This window comes from Acinetobacter sp. F9, assembly GCF_019195275.1.
Classification (GTDB): Bacteria; Pseudomonadota; Gammaproteobacteria; order Pseudomonadales; family Moraxellaceae; genus Acinetobacter; species Acinetobacter pseudolwoffii.
This window is the reverse complement of record NZ_CP078068.1, coordinates 1,957,836-1,980,602: the sequence shown is the minus strand read 5'-3', so window position 1 is coordinate 1,980,602 and position 22,767 is coordinate 1,957,836. Positions and strand designations below refer to the sequence as shown.

At 38.1% G+C, this 22,767-nt stretch carries 16 protein-coding genes and 1 pseudogene; 3 read left to right on the top strand and 14 right to left on the bottom strand.

Going from position 1 to position 22,767, the window contains the following annotated elements; translation table 11 throughout:
• Window positions 1–262: 262 nt before the first annotated feature.
• From KT990_RS09370 to cadR, 7 genes and pseudogenes are all read right to left on the bottom strand, one after another.
• Window positions 263–442: pseudogene (locus KT990_RS09370) on the bottom strand (hypothetical protein); the annotation flags it as partial.
• A 203-nt stretch (window positions 443–645) separates the two neighbouring features.
• Complete coding sequence (locus tag KT990_RS09365) at window positions 646–1,545, bottom strand: cation diffusion facilitator family transporter (RefSeq protein WP_016165559.1); 900 nt, start codon at window positions 1,543–1,545, stop codon at window positions 646–648.
• Between the two features lie 85 nt (window positions 1,546–1,630).
• A complete protein-coding gene (locus KT990_RS09360) occupies window positions 1,631–4,789 on the bottom strand; it encodes an efflux RND transporter permease subunit (RefSeq protein ID WP_218208692.1) in 3,159 nt (1,052 codons plus the stop codon).
• Complete coding sequence (locus tag KT990_RS09355; RefSeq protein ID WP_180032323.1) at window positions 4,779–6,041, bottom strand: efflux RND transporter periplasmic adaptor subunit; 1,263 nt, start codon at window positions 6,039–6,041, stop codon at window positions 4,779–4,781. Before KT990_RS09355 ends, KT990_RS09360 begins: the two co-directional genes overlap by 11 nt.
• 1 nt (window position 6,042) lies before the next feature.
• Window positions 6,043–7,410, bottom strand: coding sequence for a TolC family protein (locus KT990_RS09350; protein ID WP_004677225.1), 1,368 nt, complete (start codon window positions 7,408–7,410; stop codon window positions 6,043–6,045).
• A 48-nt stretch (window positions 7,411–7,458) separates the two neighbouring features.
• Window positions 7,459–7,869 (bottom strand): hypothetical protein, encoded by a 411-nt coding sequence (locus KT990_RS09345; protein WP_025465702.1) that lies wholly within the window; start codon window positions 7,867–7,869, stop codon window positions 7,459–7,461.
• 142 nt (window positions 7,870–8,011) lie between these two features.
• Window positions 8,012–8,404, bottom strand: a complete 393-nt coding sequence (cadR, locus tag KT990_RS09340) for a Cd(II)/Pb(II)-responsive transcriptional regulator (protein WP_004281856.1) — start codon at window positions 8,402–8,404, stop codon at window positions 8,012–8,014.
• A 90-nt stretch (window positions 8,405–8,494) separates the two neighbouring features.
• On the opposite strand from cadR, the gene KT990_RS09335 reads away from it, so the two are divergent.
• On the top strand, window positions 8,495–9,775 hold the full coding sequence (locus tag KT990_RS09335) for a cation transporter (protein ID WP_104500112.1): 1,281 nt from the start codon (window positions 8,495–8,497) through the stop codon (window positions 9,773–9,775).
• A 215-nt stretch (window positions 9,776–9,990) separates the two neighbouring features.
• Here the strand turns inward: KT990_RS09335 and KT990_RS09330 are convergent, their stop codons facing one another.
• The 3 genes from KT990_RS09330 to KT990_RS09320 all read right to left on the bottom strand — a co-directional run bounded on the left by KT990_RS09330 (window position 9,991) and on the right by KT990_RS09320 (window position 15,789).
• A complete protein-coding gene (locus KT990_RS09330; RefSeq protein ID WP_104470814.1) occupies window positions 9,991–10,557 on the bottom strand; it encodes a recombinase family protein in 567 nt (188 codons plus the stop codon).
• A gap of 556 nt (window positions 10,558–11,113) precedes the next feature.
• Window positions 11,114–14,494: a translation initiation factor IF-2 associated domain-containing protein gene (locus KT990_RS09325; protein ID WP_218208691.1), complete on the bottom strand. Its 3,381-nt coding sequence runs from the start codon at window positions 14,492–14,494 to the stop codon at window positions 11,114–11,116.
• Window positions 14,495–14,562: 68 nt separating this feature from the next.
• Window positions 14,563–15,789, bottom strand: coding sequence for a hypothetical protein (locus KT990_RS09320; RefSeq protein ID WP_218208690.1), 1,227 nt, complete (start codon window positions 15,787–15,789; stop codon window positions 14,563–14,565).
• A gap of 871 nt (window positions 15,790–16,660) precedes the next feature.
• On the opposite strand from KT990_RS09320, the gene KT990_RS09315 reads away from it, so the two are divergent.
• Together KT990_RS09315 and KT990_RS09310 are read left to right on the top strand one after the other, a co-directional pair.
• Complete coding sequence (locus KT990_RS09315; protein ID WP_074382801.1) at window positions 16,661–17,530, top strand: SDR family oxidoreductase; 870 nt, start codon at window positions 16,661–16,663, stop codon at window positions 17,528–17,530.
• Between the two features lie 184 nt (window positions 17,531–17,714).
• On the top strand, window positions 17,715–17,885 hold the full coding sequence (locus tag KT990_RS09310) for a hypothetical protein (RefSeq protein WP_005096870.1): 171 nt from the start codon (window positions 17,715–17,717) through the stop codon (window positions 17,883–17,885).
• A gap of 89 nt (window positions 17,886–17,974) precedes the next feature.
• Here the strand turns inward: KT990_RS09310 and KT990_RS09305 are convergent, their stop codons facing one another.
• From KT990_RS09305 to KT990_RS09290, 4 genes are read right to left on the bottom strand one after another with little or no spacing between them, the layout of a single operon-like run.
• Window positions 17,975–19,036 (bottom strand): enoyl-CoA hydratase/isomerase family protein, encoded by a 1,062-nt coding sequence (locus KT990_RS09305; RefSeq protein ID WP_218208689.1) that lies wholly within the window; start codon window positions 19,034–19,036, stop codon window positions 17,975–17,977.
• A 20-nt stretch (window positions 19,037–19,056) separates the two neighbouring features.
• Complete coding sequence (locus KT990_RS09300; protein ID WP_005096874.1) at window positions 19,057–19,830, bottom strand: enoyl-CoA hydratase; 774 nt, start codon at window positions 19,828–19,830, stop codon at window positions 19,057–19,059.
• 19 nt (window positions 19,831–19,849) lie between these two features.
• Window positions 19,850–20,977, bottom strand: coding sequence for an acyl-CoA dehydrogenase family protein (locus KT990_RS09295; RefSeq protein ID WP_218208688.1), 1,128 nt, complete (start codon window positions 20,975–20,977; stop codon window positions 19,850–19,852).
• Between the two features lie 59 nt (window positions 20,978–21,036).
• Entirely contained in the window at window positions 21,037–22,686 is a 1,650-nt protein-coding gene (locus KT990_RS09290) for an AMP-binding protein (protein WP_100535097.1), read from the bottom strand.
• Window positions 22,687–22,767: the final 81 nt, after the last annotated feature.

Here is a 22,767-nt window from a genome sequence, read left to right as displayed (position 1 = left end):
TTCATCGACTCAAATCTCTATTTGCAACAGTGCCCATTGAAATGGGATTAAAAAAAATACTTTATTTTTAATATTATGATTATATGTAGTTCAACTAATGGTGTGATAGGTTTTAGTTATAAACTTATTCATTCAGGAATTATATTGCTGAATGAATAAGTCTAATTGATTTATTTATGCAACCCAACTATTCATTTGATTCATTTGATTCATTTGATTCATTTGATTCATTTGATTCATTTGATTCATTTGATTCATTTGATTCATTTGATTCATTTGATTCATTATTTTTAACTTGTTTTTGTTTAGAATTTTCAACTTTAGAAGCTTTTAAATTTTTTTCAAGAAATAACAATCCGCCATCTGCATAACTAAAACTTGCGATACTAAAGAATGCACTAATTAACAGTAATTTAGTACAAAATTTATTTTTGAATAGCATGTTTATTTACTCTCATTTAATACTTGTTAGATATTCTAACTTTAAAGAATTAACACCCAGAGGACTCATAAATTACATTCTTGTAATTTTAAAATGTCTCAGGATGGTGTTTAAAGTGCGTGTGATAAATAGAAGTGTAATACAGGAAAATGGTAAGGTTTATCAGCCTAGTCATCTGTCCATTATGTAGAAAGAGCAGCACTTTAATGTTTATGCTGTTCCAATGTATTACATTCCGTACTTTCTATTTGTAACGTAATTTCAGTAATACTATGATTATGTTTTAGAACGTCTAAGGCCTTTTGATAGAGCTGATCTGGATCGCTATTAGGAGCAACTAAATGAGCAGTTAAATGAATGTTTTTTGAAGATATAGCCCAGACTTTCAACTGATGAATCCCTTCAACACCCTCTAGCATCAATAAATCATTTCTTAACGACTCAATATCAATCTCATCAGGAACCCCTTCAAGCAAAATATGGATACTTTGTTTTAATAAAACCCAAGTTCGAGGTAAGACCCAGAAGCCAATTAACACAGCGATTAAGGTATCTACCCACATCCACTGGGTAAAATAAATGACCACTCCTCCGATAATCACGCCTATCGATCCCAGTGCATCACTAAGAACTTCTAAATATGCGCCTTTCACATTTAGACTTCCTTCAGCACTCGCAGAAAGGATTTTCATTGAAATCAAATTTATGACCAAACCAATGACTGCGACAATCATCATTCCAATACTTTGAATTTCAGCAGGATTCGTAAAACGTTGGTAAGCTTCATAGACAATATATATCGCCACCACAAAAAGCATCACTGCATTAAACAGAGCCGCTAAAATTTCGAATCGCTGATAGCCAAAAGTTCTTTTATCATCTGCGGCTTTTTTACCAATTTTGATAGCAGCAAGAGCAATAGCTAATGCGGCTACATCAGTAAACATGTGAGCGGCATCAGACAGTAATGCTAAACTTTGGGTAATAAAAGCAGCGACAACTTCTACTATTAAAAAAGTAGTCGTTAAACCCAAAGCAAACATTAATTTCTTACTATTTCCTTCAGTAACAACCGCATGGCTATGATCATGATGTTCTGACATAAAATTTTCCTTATTCAATCCATGATTAGCAGAGATACTTGAGACAGACCCAATATCTCTGCTAAAAATTGCTTAATCTAATGGATTAAGAAGCTTTCTTTTCATTCATCCAGCGGTACAGTACAGGCAATAAAACCAATGTAAGCAGGGTAGAGGAGATAATTCCTCCAATTACTACAGTCGCTAAAGGTCTCTGTACTTCTGCCCCAGTCCCGGTTGCCAAAGCCATCGGAACAAACCCAAGGGAAGCAACACAAGCGGTCATTAACACAGGTCTTAAACGCAAAATTGCACCCTGCCACGTTGCATAATAAAGGTCATATTGTTGTCGCAACTCTTTGATAAAGGTGAGCATGACTAAGCCATTCAGTACAGCCACCCCCGATAGTGCAATGAAGCCAACCCCTGCTGACATGGATAATGGAATGTCACGCAACCACAACGCGATTAAGCCTCCACATAAGGCAAACGGTACACCACTAAAGACCAGTAAGCTTTCTTTGATATTATGGAATACAGCCATCAATAAAATAAAGATCGTCAACAATGCGAGCGGAACCACCAATTGCATACGCGCTTTTGCAGACATCAGATTTTGAAATTGACCGCCATAATCTATCCAATAACCGCTTGGTAATTCCTGTTTGGATAACGTGCTCTGAAGCTCTGTTACGAATGAGCCTAAATCACGTCCTTCTACATTTGCAGTAATAACCACTCGACGTTTACCATTTTCACGGCTGACCTGATTAATACCCAGGATATTTTCAACGCGTGCCACATCTTGCAGTTGGACTAAACCACCATTCGGCAATTGAATAGGAAGTACCGCTAACTGTTCAGGACTACGCTGGGATTCATCTAGACGGATGACAAAATCAAAACGCTTGTCTCCCTGTAAAATTGTTCCAACATTCTGGCCACCGACACTTGTAGCTACCAGATCCTGAATTGCTCTTACCGACAAGCCGTATTGTGCGGCTCTGGACTTATCAACTTCTACATTCAACAAGGGTAAGCCGCTGGTTTGCTCTACATTAACGGCTGTCGCGCCTGAAATTGATTTAATTTTCTGAGAAATCTTATTCGCTTCACGATTCAGAATTTCCATATCATCGCCAAATAATTTGACACCCACATCACTTCGCACCCCTGAAATTAACTCGTTAAAACGCAGTTCAATGGGTTGCGAGAACTCACTGTTATTTCCCGGCAATGTCGCTAAGAAAGTAATCATTCTTTGGCGAAGCTCATCAATCGTTTGTTTTGGATCAGGCCATTCATCATGAGGTTTTAACAGTACCACGCCATCTGAAATGTTGGGTGGCATGACATCTGTGGCCACTTCTGCTGTACCGGTACGGGCAAAGATTGCTTTAATTTCAGGAAATTCTTTCAACAGTAACTTTTCAGTATTTTCCTGCATTCTCAGTGACTGTTCTAACCCTGTACTTGGGGAACGCATTTGCTGAACAGCAAAATCACCTTCACCCAGTTGAGGTGCAAACTCGCTACCTGTTTGAGTGGCTAGCACACCCGTAAGCACTAAAATACAGGCAGCCACAATAGTCACAAATAAACGAAGCTCATAGGCTCTATCTAAAAGCAATTCATATTTGGTTTTAAGCCAATGCATCCAGCGACTTTCGGTTTCCTTGACTTCTCCAGTGACAAATAGGGCAACTGCGGCTGGCACAAAAGTGACAGATAAAATCATGGCCCCAATTAAAGCCAGTACAACCGTCATTGCCATAGGATGGAAAAGTTTGGCTTCTACCCCCGTCAGGGTAAAGATAGGTAGATAAACCACCAAAATAATTAACTGTCCAAAGATGAGAGGACGACGCGCCTGTTTTGCAGCCAAGAAGACTTCTTTAAATCTTTCAGAACGGCTAAGTAAACCACCTTTCAGCTTCTGAGCTTCTGCTAGCCGACGGATACAGTTTTCTACAATAACCACTGCACCATCAATAATAATACCGAAGTCCAGTGCCCCTAAACTCATCAGATTTGCACTAATCTTCTGCTCTGCCATTCCCGTCAAGGTAAACAGCATTGACAGTGGGATAACGCAAGCCGTGATCAGCGCAGCACGGAAATTACCTAGAAAGAGAAATAAAATAACAATGACGAGGATTGCACCCTCAATCAAATTTTTCTGAACGGTTTTGATCGCCCGATCAACCAAATGCGTACGGTCATACACAGTCTCAATCATCACACCTTTAGGTAGCGATTGCTGGATCGATTGCACCTTTTCATCAATGGCTTGAGCAACGGTACGGCTATTTTCTCCCATCATCATCATGGCAATACCCAATACAGTTTCTTCACCATTATAGGTTGCAGCCCCTGTTCTTAAGTCATGACCAATTGAGACATTGGCGACATCTGCCACCCGAATCGGATAGCCGTTTTTATTGGCAATACTGATGTTCTGGATATCTTCAATCGTGTTTAAAGTGCCGGGCACCCGCACAGTCAACTGTTGTCCATTTTTCTCGATATACCCAGCACCACGGTTTTCATTATTTTCTGTTAAGGCGGTTTGTAAATCAGTCAAAGGAATTTGTAATTGTTGCAATCGGTTCAGATCTGGGGCAACCACATAGGTTTTATTAAAGCCACCAATGCTGTTGATCTCCGCAACGCCTTTTACGCGCTGTAATTGTGGCCTTACAATCCAATCCTGAATTTCACGTAAATCCATAGCCGAATAAGCGGTCCCATCCGGCTTTTTAGCATTTGGTTCGGCTTTAATCACCCATTGATAGATTTCACCTAAACCTGTCGAAATAGGTGACATGTTAGGTTGCACATCTTCAGGCATTTCTCCCATTGCTTCTTGCAAGCGCTGGTTGATAAGCTGTCTGGCCCAGTAAATATCCGTGCCATCTTCAAAAATGATGGTCACTTGTGATAAGCCGTAGCGTGAAATAGAGCGGGTTTGTTCCATTTTCGGCATGCCTGACATGGCATTCTCAATTGGATAGGTAATCCGCTGTTCCATTTCCAAAGCCGTAAAGCCATTGGCTGAGGTGTTAATCTGCACCTGAGTATTGGTAATATCCGGTACAGCATCAATCGGTAACTTTTGATAACTATAAATACCAATAGCAATCCAGGCTGCAATAAACAGCATGACCCAGATTGCGTTATGAATAGAAAACTGGATCAGCCGATCAAACAGCCCTTCAGGTTTTACCGATTCGTGGTCTGGAATGTGAGGGCTTTTAGTGCTCATGTGAAGCCTCTCCTTTTTCCATCTCAGATTTCAGTAAGAAACTGCCTTGAGCGGCATATTTTTGTCCCTGATTAAGCCCATTTACCACTTCAATCCACTGGCTATCCCCAGACGATTGACCTAATTTCACCGGCTGCGGAGTGAATTCAACTTTTTGTCCATGCTGAGTGGCGACAAAAACCACATCTTTTCCATCGACATTCTGAACTGCGGACTTAAGTACCCGTAGTGCGGTACTTTCACTGCGTTGTTGCAACTGTACGTTTACCATCAAGTTTGGACGTAATTCGGTTGCATTCGATTCAACTTTTGCTCGCACCTGAAGACGACCTGTTTGAATATCCGCTTCAGTATTTAAGGTTTGAATAACTGCCCTGTAGACCTTTTCAGTTTGCAAAGATTTAAATTCGATCTTTTGATTCGGGGCTAAGCCCACAATTTCAGAATTTGGAACAATAAATTCAAGCCAGAGCTGATCTAACCGGTCTATGGTAAAGAGTTGACTTGCTAACTGAACATTTTCCCCGAGAACCAAATCCTTTTTACTGATCACGCCAGAAATTGGGGCTTTTAAAATATAGCGCCCGTTACTGGCATTCACAGCACCAAATGCACTTAAACGTGATTGGGCCGCTTGAACCTGAATTTGTGCCCGTTTATAACTGTTATAAGCCCGTTGATAGTCCTGTTTTGCTGAGATACCCTGTGACCACAATTGACGCTCACGCTCAAAGTCTTGTTTCGCCAGTTCCAGATTGGTTTGTTCAATTTTAAGATTGGCCTGCTGATCAACTAGATCAGGAACAAGCAACGTGGCCAAAGACTGTCCTTTCTGAACTTTTTGGCCGAGTTCTACATAGACATTTTCGACATGACCACTAAAACTCGGAGAGACATGCGCTTGCTGGTCGGTATTCACGTTAAGTTTTGCTGGATAAGAACTTAATTTAACCACCGGACCTTGATCGACTGCTGATAACTGTATGCCCTGTTCCACCAGTTGCTTGGCCGTCAGGCTCACGCCTTCTGCATGCTCTTCGGTTTCACCGCCATGTTCCTCTTTGCCTTCTTCACTTCCATGTTCCTCTGCGCCTTCTTCCTCTGCATGTTCATCTGATGTTTCAGATTTATTCTTACCCGACAAGATCAAGAAAATACTGAGTAGTACGGTTGCGCCGATGACCAAACCAATCAGTAGAGGTTGAGAGATTTTTCCGCTCTGTTTTTTTAAGCTGTTTTTAAGATCGAACATGTTAATTTCCCCCACCAATGACAGGCATGGCCTGTATGTCTTGCCATAAGTTTTGATTGATTTGTGCAATAGCATCTTTCGACATGACTTCACTTGGGCTAATGCCTAAGCTCAAACTTTCTGCTTCAATGGCCTTTTGCCAGCCATCCCGTAACAACTGGACTTTACGCAGACGGATGTCTTGTAATTGAAGCGTGGCTTGCTGAACATCGGTTAAAGCAAACTTGCCTGCCAAGAAACCTTGTAGCGTCTTACTTTGAACTTGAGTCGCCAAAGGAATTTGAGTCTCGTCAACGACTTTGAATTGCAGCTCTAAACCCTGCAACTCGGTTAAAATTGTGCCTATTTGCAGCGCATTTTGCTTTAGATAAAACTCTTTCTGACGCTCTAATAAGTTCATTTTTTCTTGCGCGATTTTTATGCCATTTTGCTGACGATCGAAAATATTAAGCGGTACACTGACTCCGACTACTAATTGATTTTGTGTGGAGTTTTCCAAGGATTGGGTGCGGTTGACACCTAGGTTTAAAGTGGGGTTAGGACGTGCCTTTGCCCTTAGTTGATCAACCGTTGCTTGAGACTCTAATACCAGTAAAGCTCGATATTTCTCAACGTAGTTTTCCGCTAAATATTCTTGAACCTGCTGATGAGTCGATTTTGGCCAGAGCTTTTGTGAAGAGAGGTTTACCTGCAATGACTTATCAGAGGTTCCCCATAAATTTGATAATTGTTGGGTGGCCACTTGGACTTGTAAGTCGGCCTGTCTAAAAAGACGGATATTTTCAGCATGACTTAAACGTGCGCGATTCACATCTACTTGCGCGATACCGCCCGCAGTAAAGCGCTTCTCGATCGCTTTAAGGTTTTCTTCGCTCACCCGAAGTTGTTCATTGACAATGTTTCTTTCAAGTTCGGCAATGGCCAGTTGTGACCATACATATTTCACTGCAAGCTCAATTTGCGCTTGATAAATCTTCTGCTTCAGTGCTGTTTTATCTGTAGAGAGACTGGCTAATTTTTGGTTTGCTTTTCGCTCACCAAAAATATCCAAGGGTTGTGATATGCCAATGGTAAGCTCTTTTTCATTATTTGAACCAAATCCCGTTTGTTCAACTGACAGTTCAGGATTTTTAAACAGCTTACTTTGCTGAAGATTCGTGGCATTAATGCTGTTTTGCGTTTCCCAGAAATTTTGGGACGCTTGATACTGGTTGACCTGATCAATGGCTTGTCGCAGCGTTAAATCTTGAGGACTGGCGACTACAGAAGTACTCAAGCTGATCATTGCTGATAGCAAGACACCTGTACGGAATGCTGACCAGGATAAATTCAGGATAGAAGTATCCTGATATAATTTGTTTTTTGACATGAAATGCACCACACATAATGAGATTAGGAGTGGTGGGCTTTTATAAGACTACCCCACCAATAGTAGGGGCAAATCAGGAGGGGGTGTTAATTGATTCAGATAAGGGGATTTATAAAAAGTTCTTCCCAAATAAGATGGTGTAAGGACTGTCTCAAAATGAGTTTTAAGCTTCAAATCATCGGGTGGGTCAATCTGAATCACGATTGTATTTGAGAAATGACTGCACTTTTCGTTAAAACAAACCTTCTGACAATAGTCATAAATTTCTTTATAGTTTTCTAAGGAATAAAGTGCTTGACTAGGACTATCACTCTTTTCGTCTAAATCGATTGGATTAGAGAGTATTGAATTGGGTATGTTTGGCATTTCATGCAGACACGCAGCCTCTGCCACACTCCAAATATTCTGGAATGTGAATAAGAGTACCAATATCTGGATTAGAAATGTTTTTCTCTTCATACACAAATCTGTATTTAAAACACCAATAAGAAGCTGTCCAGATCTATCAAAGATCTGATCACAGAATTTGAGTAACCTTAAACTTTTTGCAGCCTTAAGTAAAGATATACAGAATTTTTGAAAAAAGCATAGGTCTAGATAATCAAGCTAGATTTTTTAGAACTCCACATTGGTCAATTGTACATAAGCCATCACAAGTACCTCTTAAATCAGATAATTGTTCAATAAGCTTTTGTTGCTTGATTATATTTTCTCTGATAGCACTGACATGTAAGTCAATTAATTCATTCACATCTGAACAATTTTTCTTGGGATTATCTTTATAGGTGAGTAATTGACGAATTTCATTCAAACTCATATTTAAAGTTCGGCAATTCAAAATAAACTTAATTCGCTCAACATAGCCTATATCGTAAAGGCGGTAATTTCCTTCTGTTCTTTCGGGTTCCGGAATTAAACCTTCCTTTTCATAAAACCTAATTGTTAATACTGAACATGAGGTTTTTTTAGAGAGTTCACCAATTTTTAAATGCATTGAGTTGGTATTTCCAAAAAATCTTGACTCTATAGTAACTATAGGGATTCTAATATTCAAAGTTTATAAATTTTTTTAATGGGTATAACTATGAGTGGTTGTGGATGTAGTAAAGAAACACCATGCGAAGATAAGAAATCTCAACAAGAAAATCATCCATCAATTGCAGAAGCAAGCAATTCAAAGAATTGTGATAATACGCCTAGCTGTTGTGGTGAAGAGGAAGAAGAAAAATCTTCATCTCCTTGCTGTAACACTTCAAACAGTTGTGAAGATACCGCTCAATCCTGTTGTGGTTCTGATCCCAAAGAAAATTTAAGCACTGAAAACGTTTTAAAAGATTCGCACTACATGAGTGAATACTTAGTTCCCAAAATGGATTGTTCTGCGGAAGAACAGATGGTTCGTATGGCGCTATCTTCAATTGATGGTGTTCAAAAACTCATCTTTGATTTACCTAACCGTTCTTTAAAGGTTCTACATAATCAAAAAGATGAAAATATAACCACCAAACTTGAAGGACTGGGTTTTGGGGCAAAGCTTGTGAAGACTGAAACTTATATAAGCAATCAACAGGCCAAGCAAACAAGTACCTACACCATTCCTAAAATGGATTGCTCTGCTGAAGAGCAAATGGTCCGTATGACTCTTGCAGATCTTGAAGCAGTTAAAGGTCTTACTTTTGATCTTCCCAATCGAAAACTGAAAGTCTTCCATAATGAAGGGATTCAGCAAATTACGGCCAAACTTGAAGGACTGGGTTTTGGGGCGAAACTTGATGAAACACAGCTTTCTTCAGGTGACCTACCCAATGAACCTGATCCTGTAAGACAAGCTAAAGTACTTAAACTGTTATTAGGCATTAATGCTCTACTGTTCTTTATAGAATTCATCAGCGGTATTATTGCTGCTTCTACAGGATTGATTGCTGATTCTCTAGATATGTTTGCCGATGCAGCCGTTTATGGTATTGCGCTATATGCCGTCGGGAAAGCTGCGAAATATCAAGTAAAAGCAGCTCATTTTGCAGGCTGGATTCAGTTATTACTCGCTGTCATCGTGATTGTTGACGTCATTAGACGATTCATGTTTGGAAGCGAGCCAGAATCAACGCTCATGATTGTTATTGGCCTGCTCGCACTTATAGCTAACGTGACATGCTTATATCTTATTTCTGGTCATCGAGAAGATGGCGCACATATGAAAGCCAGTTGGATTTTCTCAGCGAATGACGTTGTGGTAAATATGGGCGTCATATTTGCCGGTGTACTCGTGGCATGGACGGGATCAGCTTATCCAGACTTAATCATTGGTATACTGGTTTCTTTATTCGTACTTAATGGTGCTCGAAAGATTTTGGCTTTGAAGTAAGGTACAACAAGAGTTATACCGAGCGAACCAATACTAAAAACCCCAGCAGGATGCCGGGGTTTTTTCTTTTCTAAACATCTGGGGTGATTGATTAAATGGTCATCTAAAATCAGTATGATAGTTCAATCTCCCCCCTCGAATAGGCTTTTTCATAGATTTATCACATTCCCTCATTTTCATAAGCTAAACTAAATATAGTCGAAAATTCAATTGAGTTATTCCCCGGCTTTTAAATAGCGGTATACCGCTTGACGACTAATACCGAATGCCTGACCTAATGCCATTTTTGAAGGATATTTCCCTTCCTTCCATGCTTGTCGTAAAGCTTCAGCCTGCTCAGGTTTCAATTTATGTACCCGACCTTTGTACTTCCCTTGAGCTGATGCCAGTTTAATTCCTTCCTTTTGCCGCTCCAGAATAATCTCACGTTCGAACTGTGCAAAAGCACCCATCAGTTGCAGCATCAAATTATCCATCGGAGTGGATTGGGCCGTAAAAGTAATATTTTCTTTTACAAACTGGATGGAGATCCCTCGTTTGACCAGTTTATCTACTTCAGTCACCAAATCTTTTAAGCTTCGCGCAAAACGATCCATGGAATGTACTATCACCTGGTCTCCTTCCCGGACATAATTCAACATTTCTTGAAATTTCGGTCGGTCGGTATTTTTACCTGACGCACGATCAACAAAAATCCGGTCGACTTCAATTCCCTCAAGTTGACGTCCAGTGTTTTGCTCGACAGAACTGACCCGGACATACCCTACTTTTTGGCCTTTCACTTTTTCACGCCCCAATTGAAGAAAAATGAACAATTTCGTAAATTATAAATTTTTAATACCAAAGTTACATGTTATATATGATTAAAAATCATTTAAATGGTACATAATTTTACGAACTTTTAGGCTGTTACTTTAGGGTGTAGTCTAAAGTAACAGAATGAATATTCTGCCCCCGATAGAAACAGCCGTACTCAGGGGGGAGATTTTTTTGATGTGCAGGTGCCGAATAGACTAACCAAAGCAAATAAAACTGAAGAATATGAACTTAATGCTAATTCACTATATGAAAATGAGGTAATAAGAAATTTTAAGTCAAAAGGAATAAGATAACCTAGCTTAAAAAAAATACCAATTATTAGGGGTAATATTGCTAATACAGGAATAATATTAATTATTTTTTTAAAGTGATTTTCATTAATTTCAATCATAATAAGTTCATTTCCCCATTAAAAATAAAAAAACATAAAGAAAAATTAAGATACATAGACTCAAATTTAACTAATAAATCAATATAAATTATTAGAATTTTAAATTTGAGTTATATTGAAATTTAATTTTATTTAGTTGCCCTATCTTCATATTTTTTAACATAAAACTTTCCTAATCTACCGCCAATATCTGGTACATAATCAGGATCATCCATTCTATTTAATACATCAAGTAACTTTCTTAAAACGTCATACCAAGCTTCATCTCTATCTGCAAAATTATAAATAGGCATAGCTTTCTGTGGTGCAGCTTGATATTGTGAAAGAATTCTAATGCGTTCCCACATACACGGTTTGAGTATTATTGGGAAAATAACAATGTCTCGGCCTTGATAAGAACTTTTAAAAAGTTCTTTTCTCTCAATCGCAACCATTAGTTCTTTATTAAAAATATACTCATTTGACAGCCAATTCGGGCTAATTAACATACAAATAATATCACTATCCCATAAGTGTTTTTGAATTTCTGCATCCCATACATCGTTAGGAATTAGTTGGCTACAGTGCCAATGATCGATTAATCCCTCTCTTTTTAATGGTTGAAGATGAGTAATAAATTCTTGAACCTCTTTATAATCCTCAGTAGAGTGAGATATAAATATTTTTTTCATAGCTGATTTTTTATTAGTAAATAAACTAAAATCTGCTGAACGATAAATTTTATTTTTATAAGTAAATAAACCTGTAGGGTTTCCATCAAAATTATCTAGGCAATTATTTATACTTTCAACATCAACATAATCAATTTGATTAGGTGATAAAGCAAATTTTTTATACTCATAACCAATTAAATGATTATCAATAAAAGAAATTATATCTTTAAGAAAAACATCATTAATAGGTTGTCTGCTTCTAGAATAACTACTAATACGAATTGAAGGCTTTCTTAAGTCAGAATTATCATCTAAAGGATTGTTAGAGTTATGATCTAGTATTTCCCCTAAATCAAACTCAAGAAAAACTAAAGGTTGTTTTTTATTGCTTTGATTAGTGGCACTCATAGATAGATTTTCAAATAATACTGCTTTATTTTTCCATAATAAATAGTCAACATTTTTTGATGAAGACACTCTACTTAAATTATATTTATATCTAACTAAAACCTCAGTAAAAATATTCACATGATAAAAATCTTCAAATCTATATTCAATAAAAGGGATGTCAAATGATTCTAAAAAAAGTTCCTCAGATAATGTTGTTTTTTCATTAAGATAATTAGGAGCAATATAAAATTTATCATTATCTATTAAATTTGGTGCTTCAAAATAAATTTTATTATATAGCATAAATGCTGAAACATAATCGGCTAAATCATGGTTATTAAAGTTACTTAAGATCTCAATTATTTCGCTTCTCTTATAATAACCGTTATGATTTTCCCTATATAAATTTGAACTCAAAATATCATGAATAATTTCATTGAGCTTTGATAAATTTAAAACAGCATATCTAGATAATATATCAATTTCATCTGGATATAAAGTATTGTTTTTATTGGATTTATTTAATTTATCTGGAGAAATCCAATAAATACTCATAGTAATATCAAGCCATTCTAGTATTTGAATAAAATTACCTTCCCAAGCAATGTATTTGTTTTCCTCCAAAAATATTTCTTGTATATCATCTATTGAAACAATGATTTCTTGACTCTTTTTAAATTTCTTATTTAAAGATCTTTCTATTTGAGCTAAAATTTTAGGATAACTTTCTTGAGTTGAATAACTTGTAATTATTGATTTTAAGTTTTCTTTAATCTCCTGCTTATAATTATCAAAATGTTCAGAGGTTAAAGGATGAAAATCATGGAATCCAGAAATAAACGGATATCTATTTTTTAAACTTAATCTATTCAGTTCATAATTTGTAAGACTTTTCTCATTAGATATGAAGTTAGGGTTCTGGACTAAATATAATTTTAAATTTTCTTTTTTTATTATTTTTTCATTTTCAAATTCTGTATCGAATACAATTTTTTCCTTATTTACAAAATAAGATACACTACCTAACCAATAATTTAATGGATATGTAATTTCTAGCTTACTCTCATTTTCAGAATTACATCTATTATAATAAGATCGCTGATAAATATATTGTTTATTGCCCCATAATAATATATATAATGCATTTGATGAAAAAAAACTGTAATGAGTATTGTGATAGTAGTCTTGACCTCCAAAGTCAAATCCCTTTACTTCAATTTTATTTTTTCCACTTATAAAATCAAAAGTAAAAATATTAACTCCTTCAGTACTATTTCCATTATATTCGTTATAATCATTATCTTCAGATTTCAAAATTTTATAAAGAGTAGTTTTACCTACCCCTGTGTTTCCTAAGAATATCAGTTTAACTCTATTTACAGTTATGACATCAAAAAATATATCTCTCAACTCCTTGTATTGATCATTTAATTTATCTTTTTTTAATGCTGATAGTATAAGGTCTGGTAAGTTATTTTTTTCTAAATTTACTTTGATATAAGTATTATCAGGTTTTATTTCAAATATTTTATATGGTAGTTTCAAAAAGTTAATAAGATTATTCCCTACATTTAAAGCAGAAAAACTTTTAGGTAAATCTTTAATTATACTAAATTTTTTAATATTAGAGTTGCTAAAATCTATTTCTTCTATTTCTTTAAATTTACAATCAATTATAACTTCATCTATTGTTTCTAAATTATATTTCAATGATATTTTTTTGAGTTTATCATAATTTTTTTTAAGAATGAAATTTGTAAATTTATTTTTTTCTAATTCTATTGATAATATATTCTTGGGATCAATACCCTCTAAAATATCAAATCTACTAATTTCCGATTGAATATTAATTTTCTCTAATGGGTTATTAGATAAATATATATGTTGCACATTAGGCATTTTGTTTATTATATTAAATTCTTTAATGTTATTATTATTAAAATTTAACTCCAATACTTCACTTAAATCAATAAAATCAAAATATTCTAATGAATTAATTCCTAAATTTGATAAATCAAGCTTAATTATATTCGACTTATCGTCAAAAATTACTCTGCTTTCTATTTCTATAATATTTATATTAGATACATGATCTACTACATAATTAATGACTTTATTCAAATGTTCTTCTTTTATTTTTTGTAGTGCTTGGAGTTTAATTTCTTTTGGATCAGGTTTTATAAAAGTATGCTTTTTTCTTACTTCTACATTAATAGTTTTTTCTTTTTTAGCTGAACTAGGTAATCTTGTAGTACTTGTGGTCCTGCGCTTAAGTGTAATACGACCTTGATTTTCATCGACTGAACGCTTCTCTTTTATATAAGATACTAAGGCATCCTGTTCTTGGGTTGAAATGATGCTTTCAGCCTTACGTTGTGGTAATCCTGCTTCTTGTATTAGCTCTAAAATTCTATTTGCTGGACTCCCTACGCTTAGAGCTAGTTCTTTTACAGTCTTATCAGTCATGTTTTACTCTGAATTAAATTTAAAAAAATTACTATTGAAATCTCGAAATTTCTCGATGTGCAAACTCGTTAATATGTATAAGAATAATTTACTGCTGATTTACGGTCAGCTTCATATACTATTCCGCCAAAATTTACTAGATCCGCTGTTACATTTAAATGAGGATGATTTTTTGTGGGAGTGACACATTGAACAAATCTTGCTGGAATAAATTTAGCTGTATTCCCTGCTGTCCAACTATATTTGGATCCATGATGAGGTACTTGAACTATTTTGAGTGATTGCCAACGATTTCTCCCGAAATGTATTTCCATATCATCTACAACGTTACATGACAAATTTATATCGCCCGTAAGTAATGTTGCATGACGAGAGTTATATAAATTTGAATTCGTTTTTAATGGAGCAGCATACATGCATAAAGAAATATTATTTTTAGCTTTCCCAGTATGGCCAAAATGCTGTTCATAGCAGTTCTTTAATATTTTGCGCCAGTTTGCCGGCAGTTTATTTATATGTTGATTTAAACCTAATGAGATAATAATTTGTTCAATATCAGCCTTCACTATAGACAGAGCTTTACCTGACTTTTTGGCAAAGCTTTGTCCTCCTGACTTATAAATAAGACCAAGTTCAGAAAAATTCTTTTCTGCATTATAGAACATGAATTCAAATGATTTACTCAAATCATTAATTGGTTGAAGGTGATTTATCTTCATTACTTTAATACCGGAATGCTGAAACGGTATATCAAAGTCAAAAAATACCGAGACTGCTGCATCTGGTGGATAATCTTGGGGTACATCTGGGCTGTCTAATGAATCTTTATTTAGCGGTAATGTATCGTAATCTTGGGCATTTCTTCCTTCTACTAATACAATTTCACTTATCCGATTATCAAGACCATTAACTTGCAACCACTTAGCTGGGTTCAATTGAAATAGTGCTACTGAAGGCGTAATACCTTTTTTTCCGAGTATTGATATTTCTCGTATAGTTTGTGGCCATTCAGTATAAGGAAGTACTAACCTTTTCACATAAAAATTTTTCAGTAAGATCTCAAGACCATTCACATGATCATTATCAAAATGTGAAATTACCAACATATCAATCGTTTTAGAGGATTGAAACCAAACTGGTAAACTATTTACCGTATCTAGAATGATCTTTTTACTCGTAGAACCGCAATCATATATCCAATTAAAAACTTCACTGTTTCGTGCACTTAGTATTTGTCCACTAAATAAGGTTCCATTGCCTACAGCGTGAAAACATTTTCTAACTATGTGTGCCATTTATTGTTCCATCAACATGAATTCGACATAGGGTATGAAATAGATACATCAAAACATTGAACAAAATTGTTGATTGGAACTAGTTCATGAAGTAATTATTCATAAATTTAATATTATTTTCAATAAATTATTAATTTAATTAATTAAATCTCATATTTTTATTATGAAGTGGACTTTAGGTGAACATAAGTTAAATTGAGTACATGATACTTTAAGTTCATCTATCTTCTACTGTTCATAAAAGTTAATTTTGAAATTTTCAGCTTCATTACTTTTTAATGTCAACAGCTCATTTCTTTATAGAGATATGCCTCAAAATCTTAATGAGGTAAATCTCATATTTCCTTTTTTTCAAATGAAATTTCTCATACGCTATTACGTTAGCTATTACATTTAGTGTGATCATGTTAGTTTGGCTGCTTCAACACCTTCATGTAATTTTACTGGTGTATCTTCTTGCTAATATATTTATTGACCCTGCCAAACTTGGTAAAGGCCTATCCTTATCTAAAGCATTTTTCTGCTATTTATTAATCAGATAAATTTTGATGAATATCATAATTATTAATTTATTCAATAATTTTAGATGCTTAATTAAATCTAGAGCCATATCCTAAAAGGACATAAAAACTCTGATAGAAATGGTTGCTCAAAATGTGAGAGATAGAATGCTGTAAACCATAGGCGGTATTCTGTTCTATTAAGATTTAGACAATGGCGGTATCTAGTTTTACTTAAAATCATGTCAATCACAGCTCTATGAATAATTGATAAATCTCGAATGCATTCTGTTATTAAATGTTGAGACCGAATGCATAAAGCTAGAAAGCCTCTAAGATATTTCTAAACTTTGTACAGAAAAAGGGAAAACATGAATAACTATCCTGAAACCCCTGCTTCAACTGAAACTCAAGATCATCAACCTGGTGTGCAAACCAAAATGGATCCTGCACCGGAAGTCATCAAACCGAATTATAAAGGTAGCGATAAACTTAAAAGTAAAATCGCCCTGATCACAGGTGGCGATAGCGGTATAGGTCGGTCAGTCTCGGTCTTGTTTGCCCGTGAAGGTGCTGATATTGTGATTTGTTATCTGGATGAAGATCAGGATGCTCAAGATACCAGAAAGATGGTAGAGGATGCAGGACGGCGTTGTTTACTGATCAAGTGTGATTTACAAGATCAAGATGAAATCAAGAAAATGGTTGAGCAGACGCTTCAGGAATTTAAAACCATTAATATTCTGGTCAATAATGCCGGGGTTCAATATCCGCAGAAAAGTATTAGCGATATTTCTCCTGAGCAACTTTTTAAGACCTTTAATGTAAATATTCTGTCGATGTTTCACTTGACTCAGGCTGTGATTCCGCACATGCAAGAAGGTGACAGTATTATTAATACCACCAGTATTACCAGTTATCATGGACATGATGAACTGATTGATTACTCAAGTACCAAAGGTGCCATCACCACATTTACCCGCAGTCTTTCCACCAGTTTGTTAAAAAATAAAACCGGGATCCGGGTCAATGGCGTAGCACCCGGCCCCATCTGGACTCCCCTCATTCCAAGCAGTTTTGATGAAGAACAGCTCAAAGAGTTCGGTAAACAGACACCCATGGGTCGGATGGGCCAGCCTAGTGAAGTCGCACCAGCGTATTTATTTCTAGCGAGTGAAGAAGCCAGTTATATTTCCGGTCAAGTCATTCATGTTAATGGAGGCAGTATCATTAACGGTTAATTAGAATTTGAAGATAACAGTCAGTGAGAACCGTTATCTTCATTCATTTATTCTTCAGGTTTCCTATCACTTAAAAGATGCTGGTTTTATAAAATAATTTCAACAAATACATGACAGATATTTACCGCCATAGAAACAGGTCATTGTTATAGTAATTTCAGCCAACCTTGATGAGGACAGCAATATGCCTAGAGGTGACAAATCAGCCTATACCGATAAACAAAAACGGCAGGCCGAACATATTGAAGAAAGCGAAAAAGAACGCGGTCATTCTGAGGAGGAAGCCGAACGTATTGCCTGGTCTACTGTCAACAAGCAAGATGGCGGTGGCAAGAAAAGGAAAAAATCCCATTAAGAATAGAAATTTAGGGTAAAATCCTATGTTGAAAGCTCGGCGAAAAACCCTCTCATTACTGCGTATGAGAGGGTTTTTAATCTGAATCTTTAATATGTATTTTCTACGCGCTGTTGAGTCCAAACCGGCCAGAGTTTTTCCAGCGTTTTTTCAAATTTCGAATTATCGGTTTGCCATTGTGGATTTTTATCTTTATCAATAATCAGTGCACGTACACCTTCAATAAAGTCGCCTTGCTCTAACCAGACATCCTGCAGATCTCGCTCCAGTTGCATACATTTTTCCAGCGATAAGTTTTGTCCGGCCTGCTGTAACTTCAGACTCGTTTGCTTGGCCATGACTGGACGTTGCTGCAAGATGACCAGCATTTTATTGGCCCACTCCTGATCGGTGGCGCTACTTGCATGTGCCAAACTCTGTTCGATCTCATCGAGGTTTGGATGGCCAAAATGCTGACTAATCAGATCTGCACGTTTTTGCAACTCGCTTTCTACCGGATGGATAATGTACGCACTGATGATTTTTTGGATTTCAATCTGATTTAATACCGGTGCAGCAATCAATGCGGTTTCCAGTTCAGCAAAATTTTCACTCGGTACATGATAATCGACCAGATCCAGATATAGCGCATCACTGCTGCTGATCTGCTCCCCTGTCAACGCCATATAAATGCCTACATCATCCAGTCGGGAGAGAAAGTGGGTGGCTCCCACATCCGGGAAAAATCCAATCGCGGTTTCTGGCATGGCAAAGCGTGATTTTTCACTGCTCACTTTAATATGACAGGCTTGAGCCAGACCAAAGCCACCGCCCAGAACATAACCATCCATCATCACGATGACAGCCTTTGGAAAATTGCGCAGTGTGCTCAGCATGCTATATTCAGTGGCAAAAAAATCCTGATATTGGGTATTGCCTGCCTGATAGCTGTCATACAGATAACGGATGTCTCCTCCGGCACAGAATGCCTTGGGACTGTTAGAATTGATCAGGATCGCTTGCACCGCTGGATCATGGCGCCACTGATCTAGTTGTGACTGAATCCCTTGAATCATCCGCAGGGTTAAGGCATTTAAATGACTGGTGCGGTCCAGGCTGATAATGCCTAAACGTCCTTGTACCCGAATCGCTAAATTATTTTCATCACTCATTTTATTTTCCTATTTTTGTTTTATTGATGGGTGAATTTGGCTGGGCGTTTTTCGACAAAAGCCTGCATGCCTTCCTTTTGATCAGCACCGGCAAAAATGGAATGGAATATCCGTCGTTCAAAGCGTAGACCTTCGGCCAGACTGACTTCAAAAGCCCGATTAATTGATTCTTTAATCATCATCACGGCCGTAAGCGACTTTTCAGCAATTTTTTCGGCAGCTTGCAGAGTTTGTTCTAGTAACTCTTCTTTGGCAAAGACACGTGCCACTAACCCACTTTGCTCGGCTTCTTGCGCGCCCATGTGACGTGCAGTCAGACACATTTCCATGGCTTTGGCTTTACCAATCGCCAAGGTTAAACGTTGCGTTCCGCCAATGCCGGGCAATACCCCTAAAGTGACTTCAGGCAAACCAAATTTTGCATTATCAGCGCAGTAAATAAAATCGCACATTAAGGCCAATTCACAACCACCGCCCAAGGCATAGCCACTCACCGCAGCAATTAAGGGCTTACGGCGCTGGGCAATCCGGTCGGCCAGACTGAAAAAATCATCCAGATAAATTTGCGGAAAGTTTAAATCTGCCATTTCTTTGATATCTGCACCTGCAGCAAAGGCTTTTTCCGAACCAGTGATGACAATACAGCCAATCTGCGGGTCTTTTTCCAGCTGATCCAGCGCCTGATTCACTTCAACGATCAATTGATTATTCAAGGCATTTAAGGCTTGTGGACGATTTAAAGTAATCAGCCCGACCCCGTTACGCTGTTCGAGTAAAATAGTTTGCCATTGCATGATAAAAATCCCTTTAAAATTATAAACTACGTGCAATTACCAGACGCTGAATATCGCTGGTGCCTTCATAAATCTGACAAATACGCGCATCGCGATAAATGCGTTCAATCGGAAAGTCTTTCAGATAACCGTAACCGCCAAAAATCTGCAGCGCTTTGGAACAGACACGTTCTGCCATTTCCGAAGCAAAGAGTTTGGCCATAGAGGCTTCGGTTAAACAGTTTTCACCTGCTTCCTTTTTACGTGCAGCAAAATGGACCAGTTGTCGCGCCGCTTCAATTTCGGTGGCCATGCTGGCCAGCCTGAACGAAATCGCCTGCTGTTCAAAAATCGGTTTGCCAAAGGCCACGCGATCATGTGCATAAACAGTCGCTTCTTCCAATGCAGCGCGGGCCAGACCCACTGCTTGTGCGGCAATACCAATCCGTCCACCTTCCAGATTGGCCAAGGCAATTTTTAAGCCTTCTCCTTCTGCACCGAGTCTTAAACTCTCATGAATGCGGACATCGGTTAAAGCAATCTGACAGGTATCCGAAGCATGCAGACCGAGTTTTTCTTCGACCCGAATCACTTCATAACCGGGAGTATCGCGTGGGATTAAAAATGCACTCATGCCTTTTTTTCCCGCACTTGGATCGGTCACGGCAAAGACAATAATCATCCCGGCATTATGACCCGAGGTAATAAACTGTTTGGCGCCATTGATAATGTAGTGATCGCCATCTTTGACTGCACGGGTTTTAATCGCTGCAGCATCCGATCCGGTATGCGGTTCGGTTAAGGCAAAAGCACCAATCATTTGCCCTTGAGCCAAAGGTTTTAAAAACTGCTGCTTTTGCTGTTCAGTTCCAAACTTGAGAATCGGCACACAACCCACCGAGTTGTGTACGCTCATGATGGCGGACGTTGCACCATCTGCCGCTGCCACTTCTTCGAGGGCCAGTACATAAGCCAGCGTGCCTGTACCTGAACCGCCCCACTCTTCTGGAATCAGCATGCCTAAAAAACCTAGCTCACCCATTTGAGACAAGGTCTGTTTAGGAAATATGCCCTTTTGATCCCACTCGCCGGCAAAAGGTTTAATCTGTTCCTGAGCGAAGCTTTTGGCCATATCCTGAATCAGTTGTTGCTCTTCCGTAAATTGCATGGATGCTTCCTTCAATCTCTTTATTCAATATTTTTATTCAATCTGCTGGCTTTGGCTGGTTATGCGGTCTTTACCTGCTGCTTGTTGATTTCCTGATTACGCAGTAAGAAACGCTGAATCTTGCCACTCGGGGTTTTTGGCAATTCTGTGACGAATTCAATTAAGCGCGGATAGGCATGCGCAGATAAACGCTTTTTCACAAACTGGCCTAGTTCTTCTTCCAGATGAGATGAAGCTGTAAAATTATTCGCCAGAATCACAAAGGCTTTAATCACTTCGGTACGTTCAGGATCAGGCACGCCAATGACGGCGGCTTCGATCACCGCATCATGTTCTAGTAAGGCACTTTCCACATCAAATGGGCCAACCCGATAGCCTGAGGTGGTAATGACATCATCACTACGTCCAACAAAGCTCATACTGCCATCAGCATGAATTTCCGCGGTATCACCGGTTAAATAGTAATGTCCAACAAAGGGCGATTTACGGCTTTCTTCATAACCCGAGAACCACATCATGGGTGATTGACTGATATCCACTGCCAGGACGCCCGGAACGTCAGCCGTTAATTCATGACCTTGTTCATCGACGACTGCAATCCGGTAACCCGGGCTGGCAAAGCCTGCCGAACCTGAACGGACCGGATGTTGTAGCGCATGATGATTACACACCACCATCCCGACTTCAGTCTGGCCATAATGGTCATAAATTGGCACATCCAGCACCTCTTTAAACCAGCGGATCACTTCCGGGTTTAAAGGTTCTCCAGCACTGCTGACCACGCGCAACTTGCCCCGTAGCTGTGCCATCTGTTCAGCATCTGCTGCCATCATCATGCGGTAAGCGGTCGGCGCACCGGCCAGATTGGTAATGCCATATTGCTTGACAATGTCGCAGACACTTTCGGCATTGAAACCACCCTCATAAAACAGGGTCGAGTGTCCGAGCAATAACGGGCCGGTAATCCCATAGTACAAACCATAAGCCCAGCCCGGATCAGCAATATTCCAGAAAGCATCATCTTCGGTTAGACCGATGGCATTGTGCATATAGCCAGCAAAAGCAATCAGGGCTTTAAGTGGAACTTTTAAGGGCTTGGCCGGTCCAGTGGTTCCAGAGGTAAACATCAATAAAAATGGCTCATCGATACTGAGCATTTCCAGTTCACAACCTTCAGCCTGGCGATTTAACACAGTCCAAAAACTGAGGTCCTGTGGATAACGCTCTGCCTCGGTTTCAACATGTACGGTGACGATCGTGGGACAAGCACTAAGATTGGATAGTTTCTCCCGATTCGCCAGATCAGTCACTACCAGCTTGCTTTGCGCCAGCTGAATGCGATGTTCAATAGCTTTGGGACCAAAGGCCGTAAATAAAGGTTGATACACTGCACCAATCCGCCAGGTCGCTAAAATGGTAATGATCAGCTCCGGAGTCCGCGGTAATAATCCGGAAACGCGGTCGCCTTTGCCAATGCCTTGAGATTTTAAGAAATTTGCAAACTGGCTGGAATATTTCTTGAGTTCGCGAAAGCTATACTGTTCTTTACGGCCATCTTTACCGTACCAGTGTAAAGCAATTGCATCGGAATCTGCATGGCGGTCGCAGCATTCATAACAGGCGTTCAGCGCCTGCATCGAACCGGACAGATACTGCTTTGCCACTGCATCTAAATCAAAATTTTCAATCGTTTTTTGATAATCTAACATGTTAAACCTCAGCCTGAATTTATCGTTATTACTGACAAGGTATTGTTGATGAAGCGAATCCTTGCTCCATCTGGATATTTT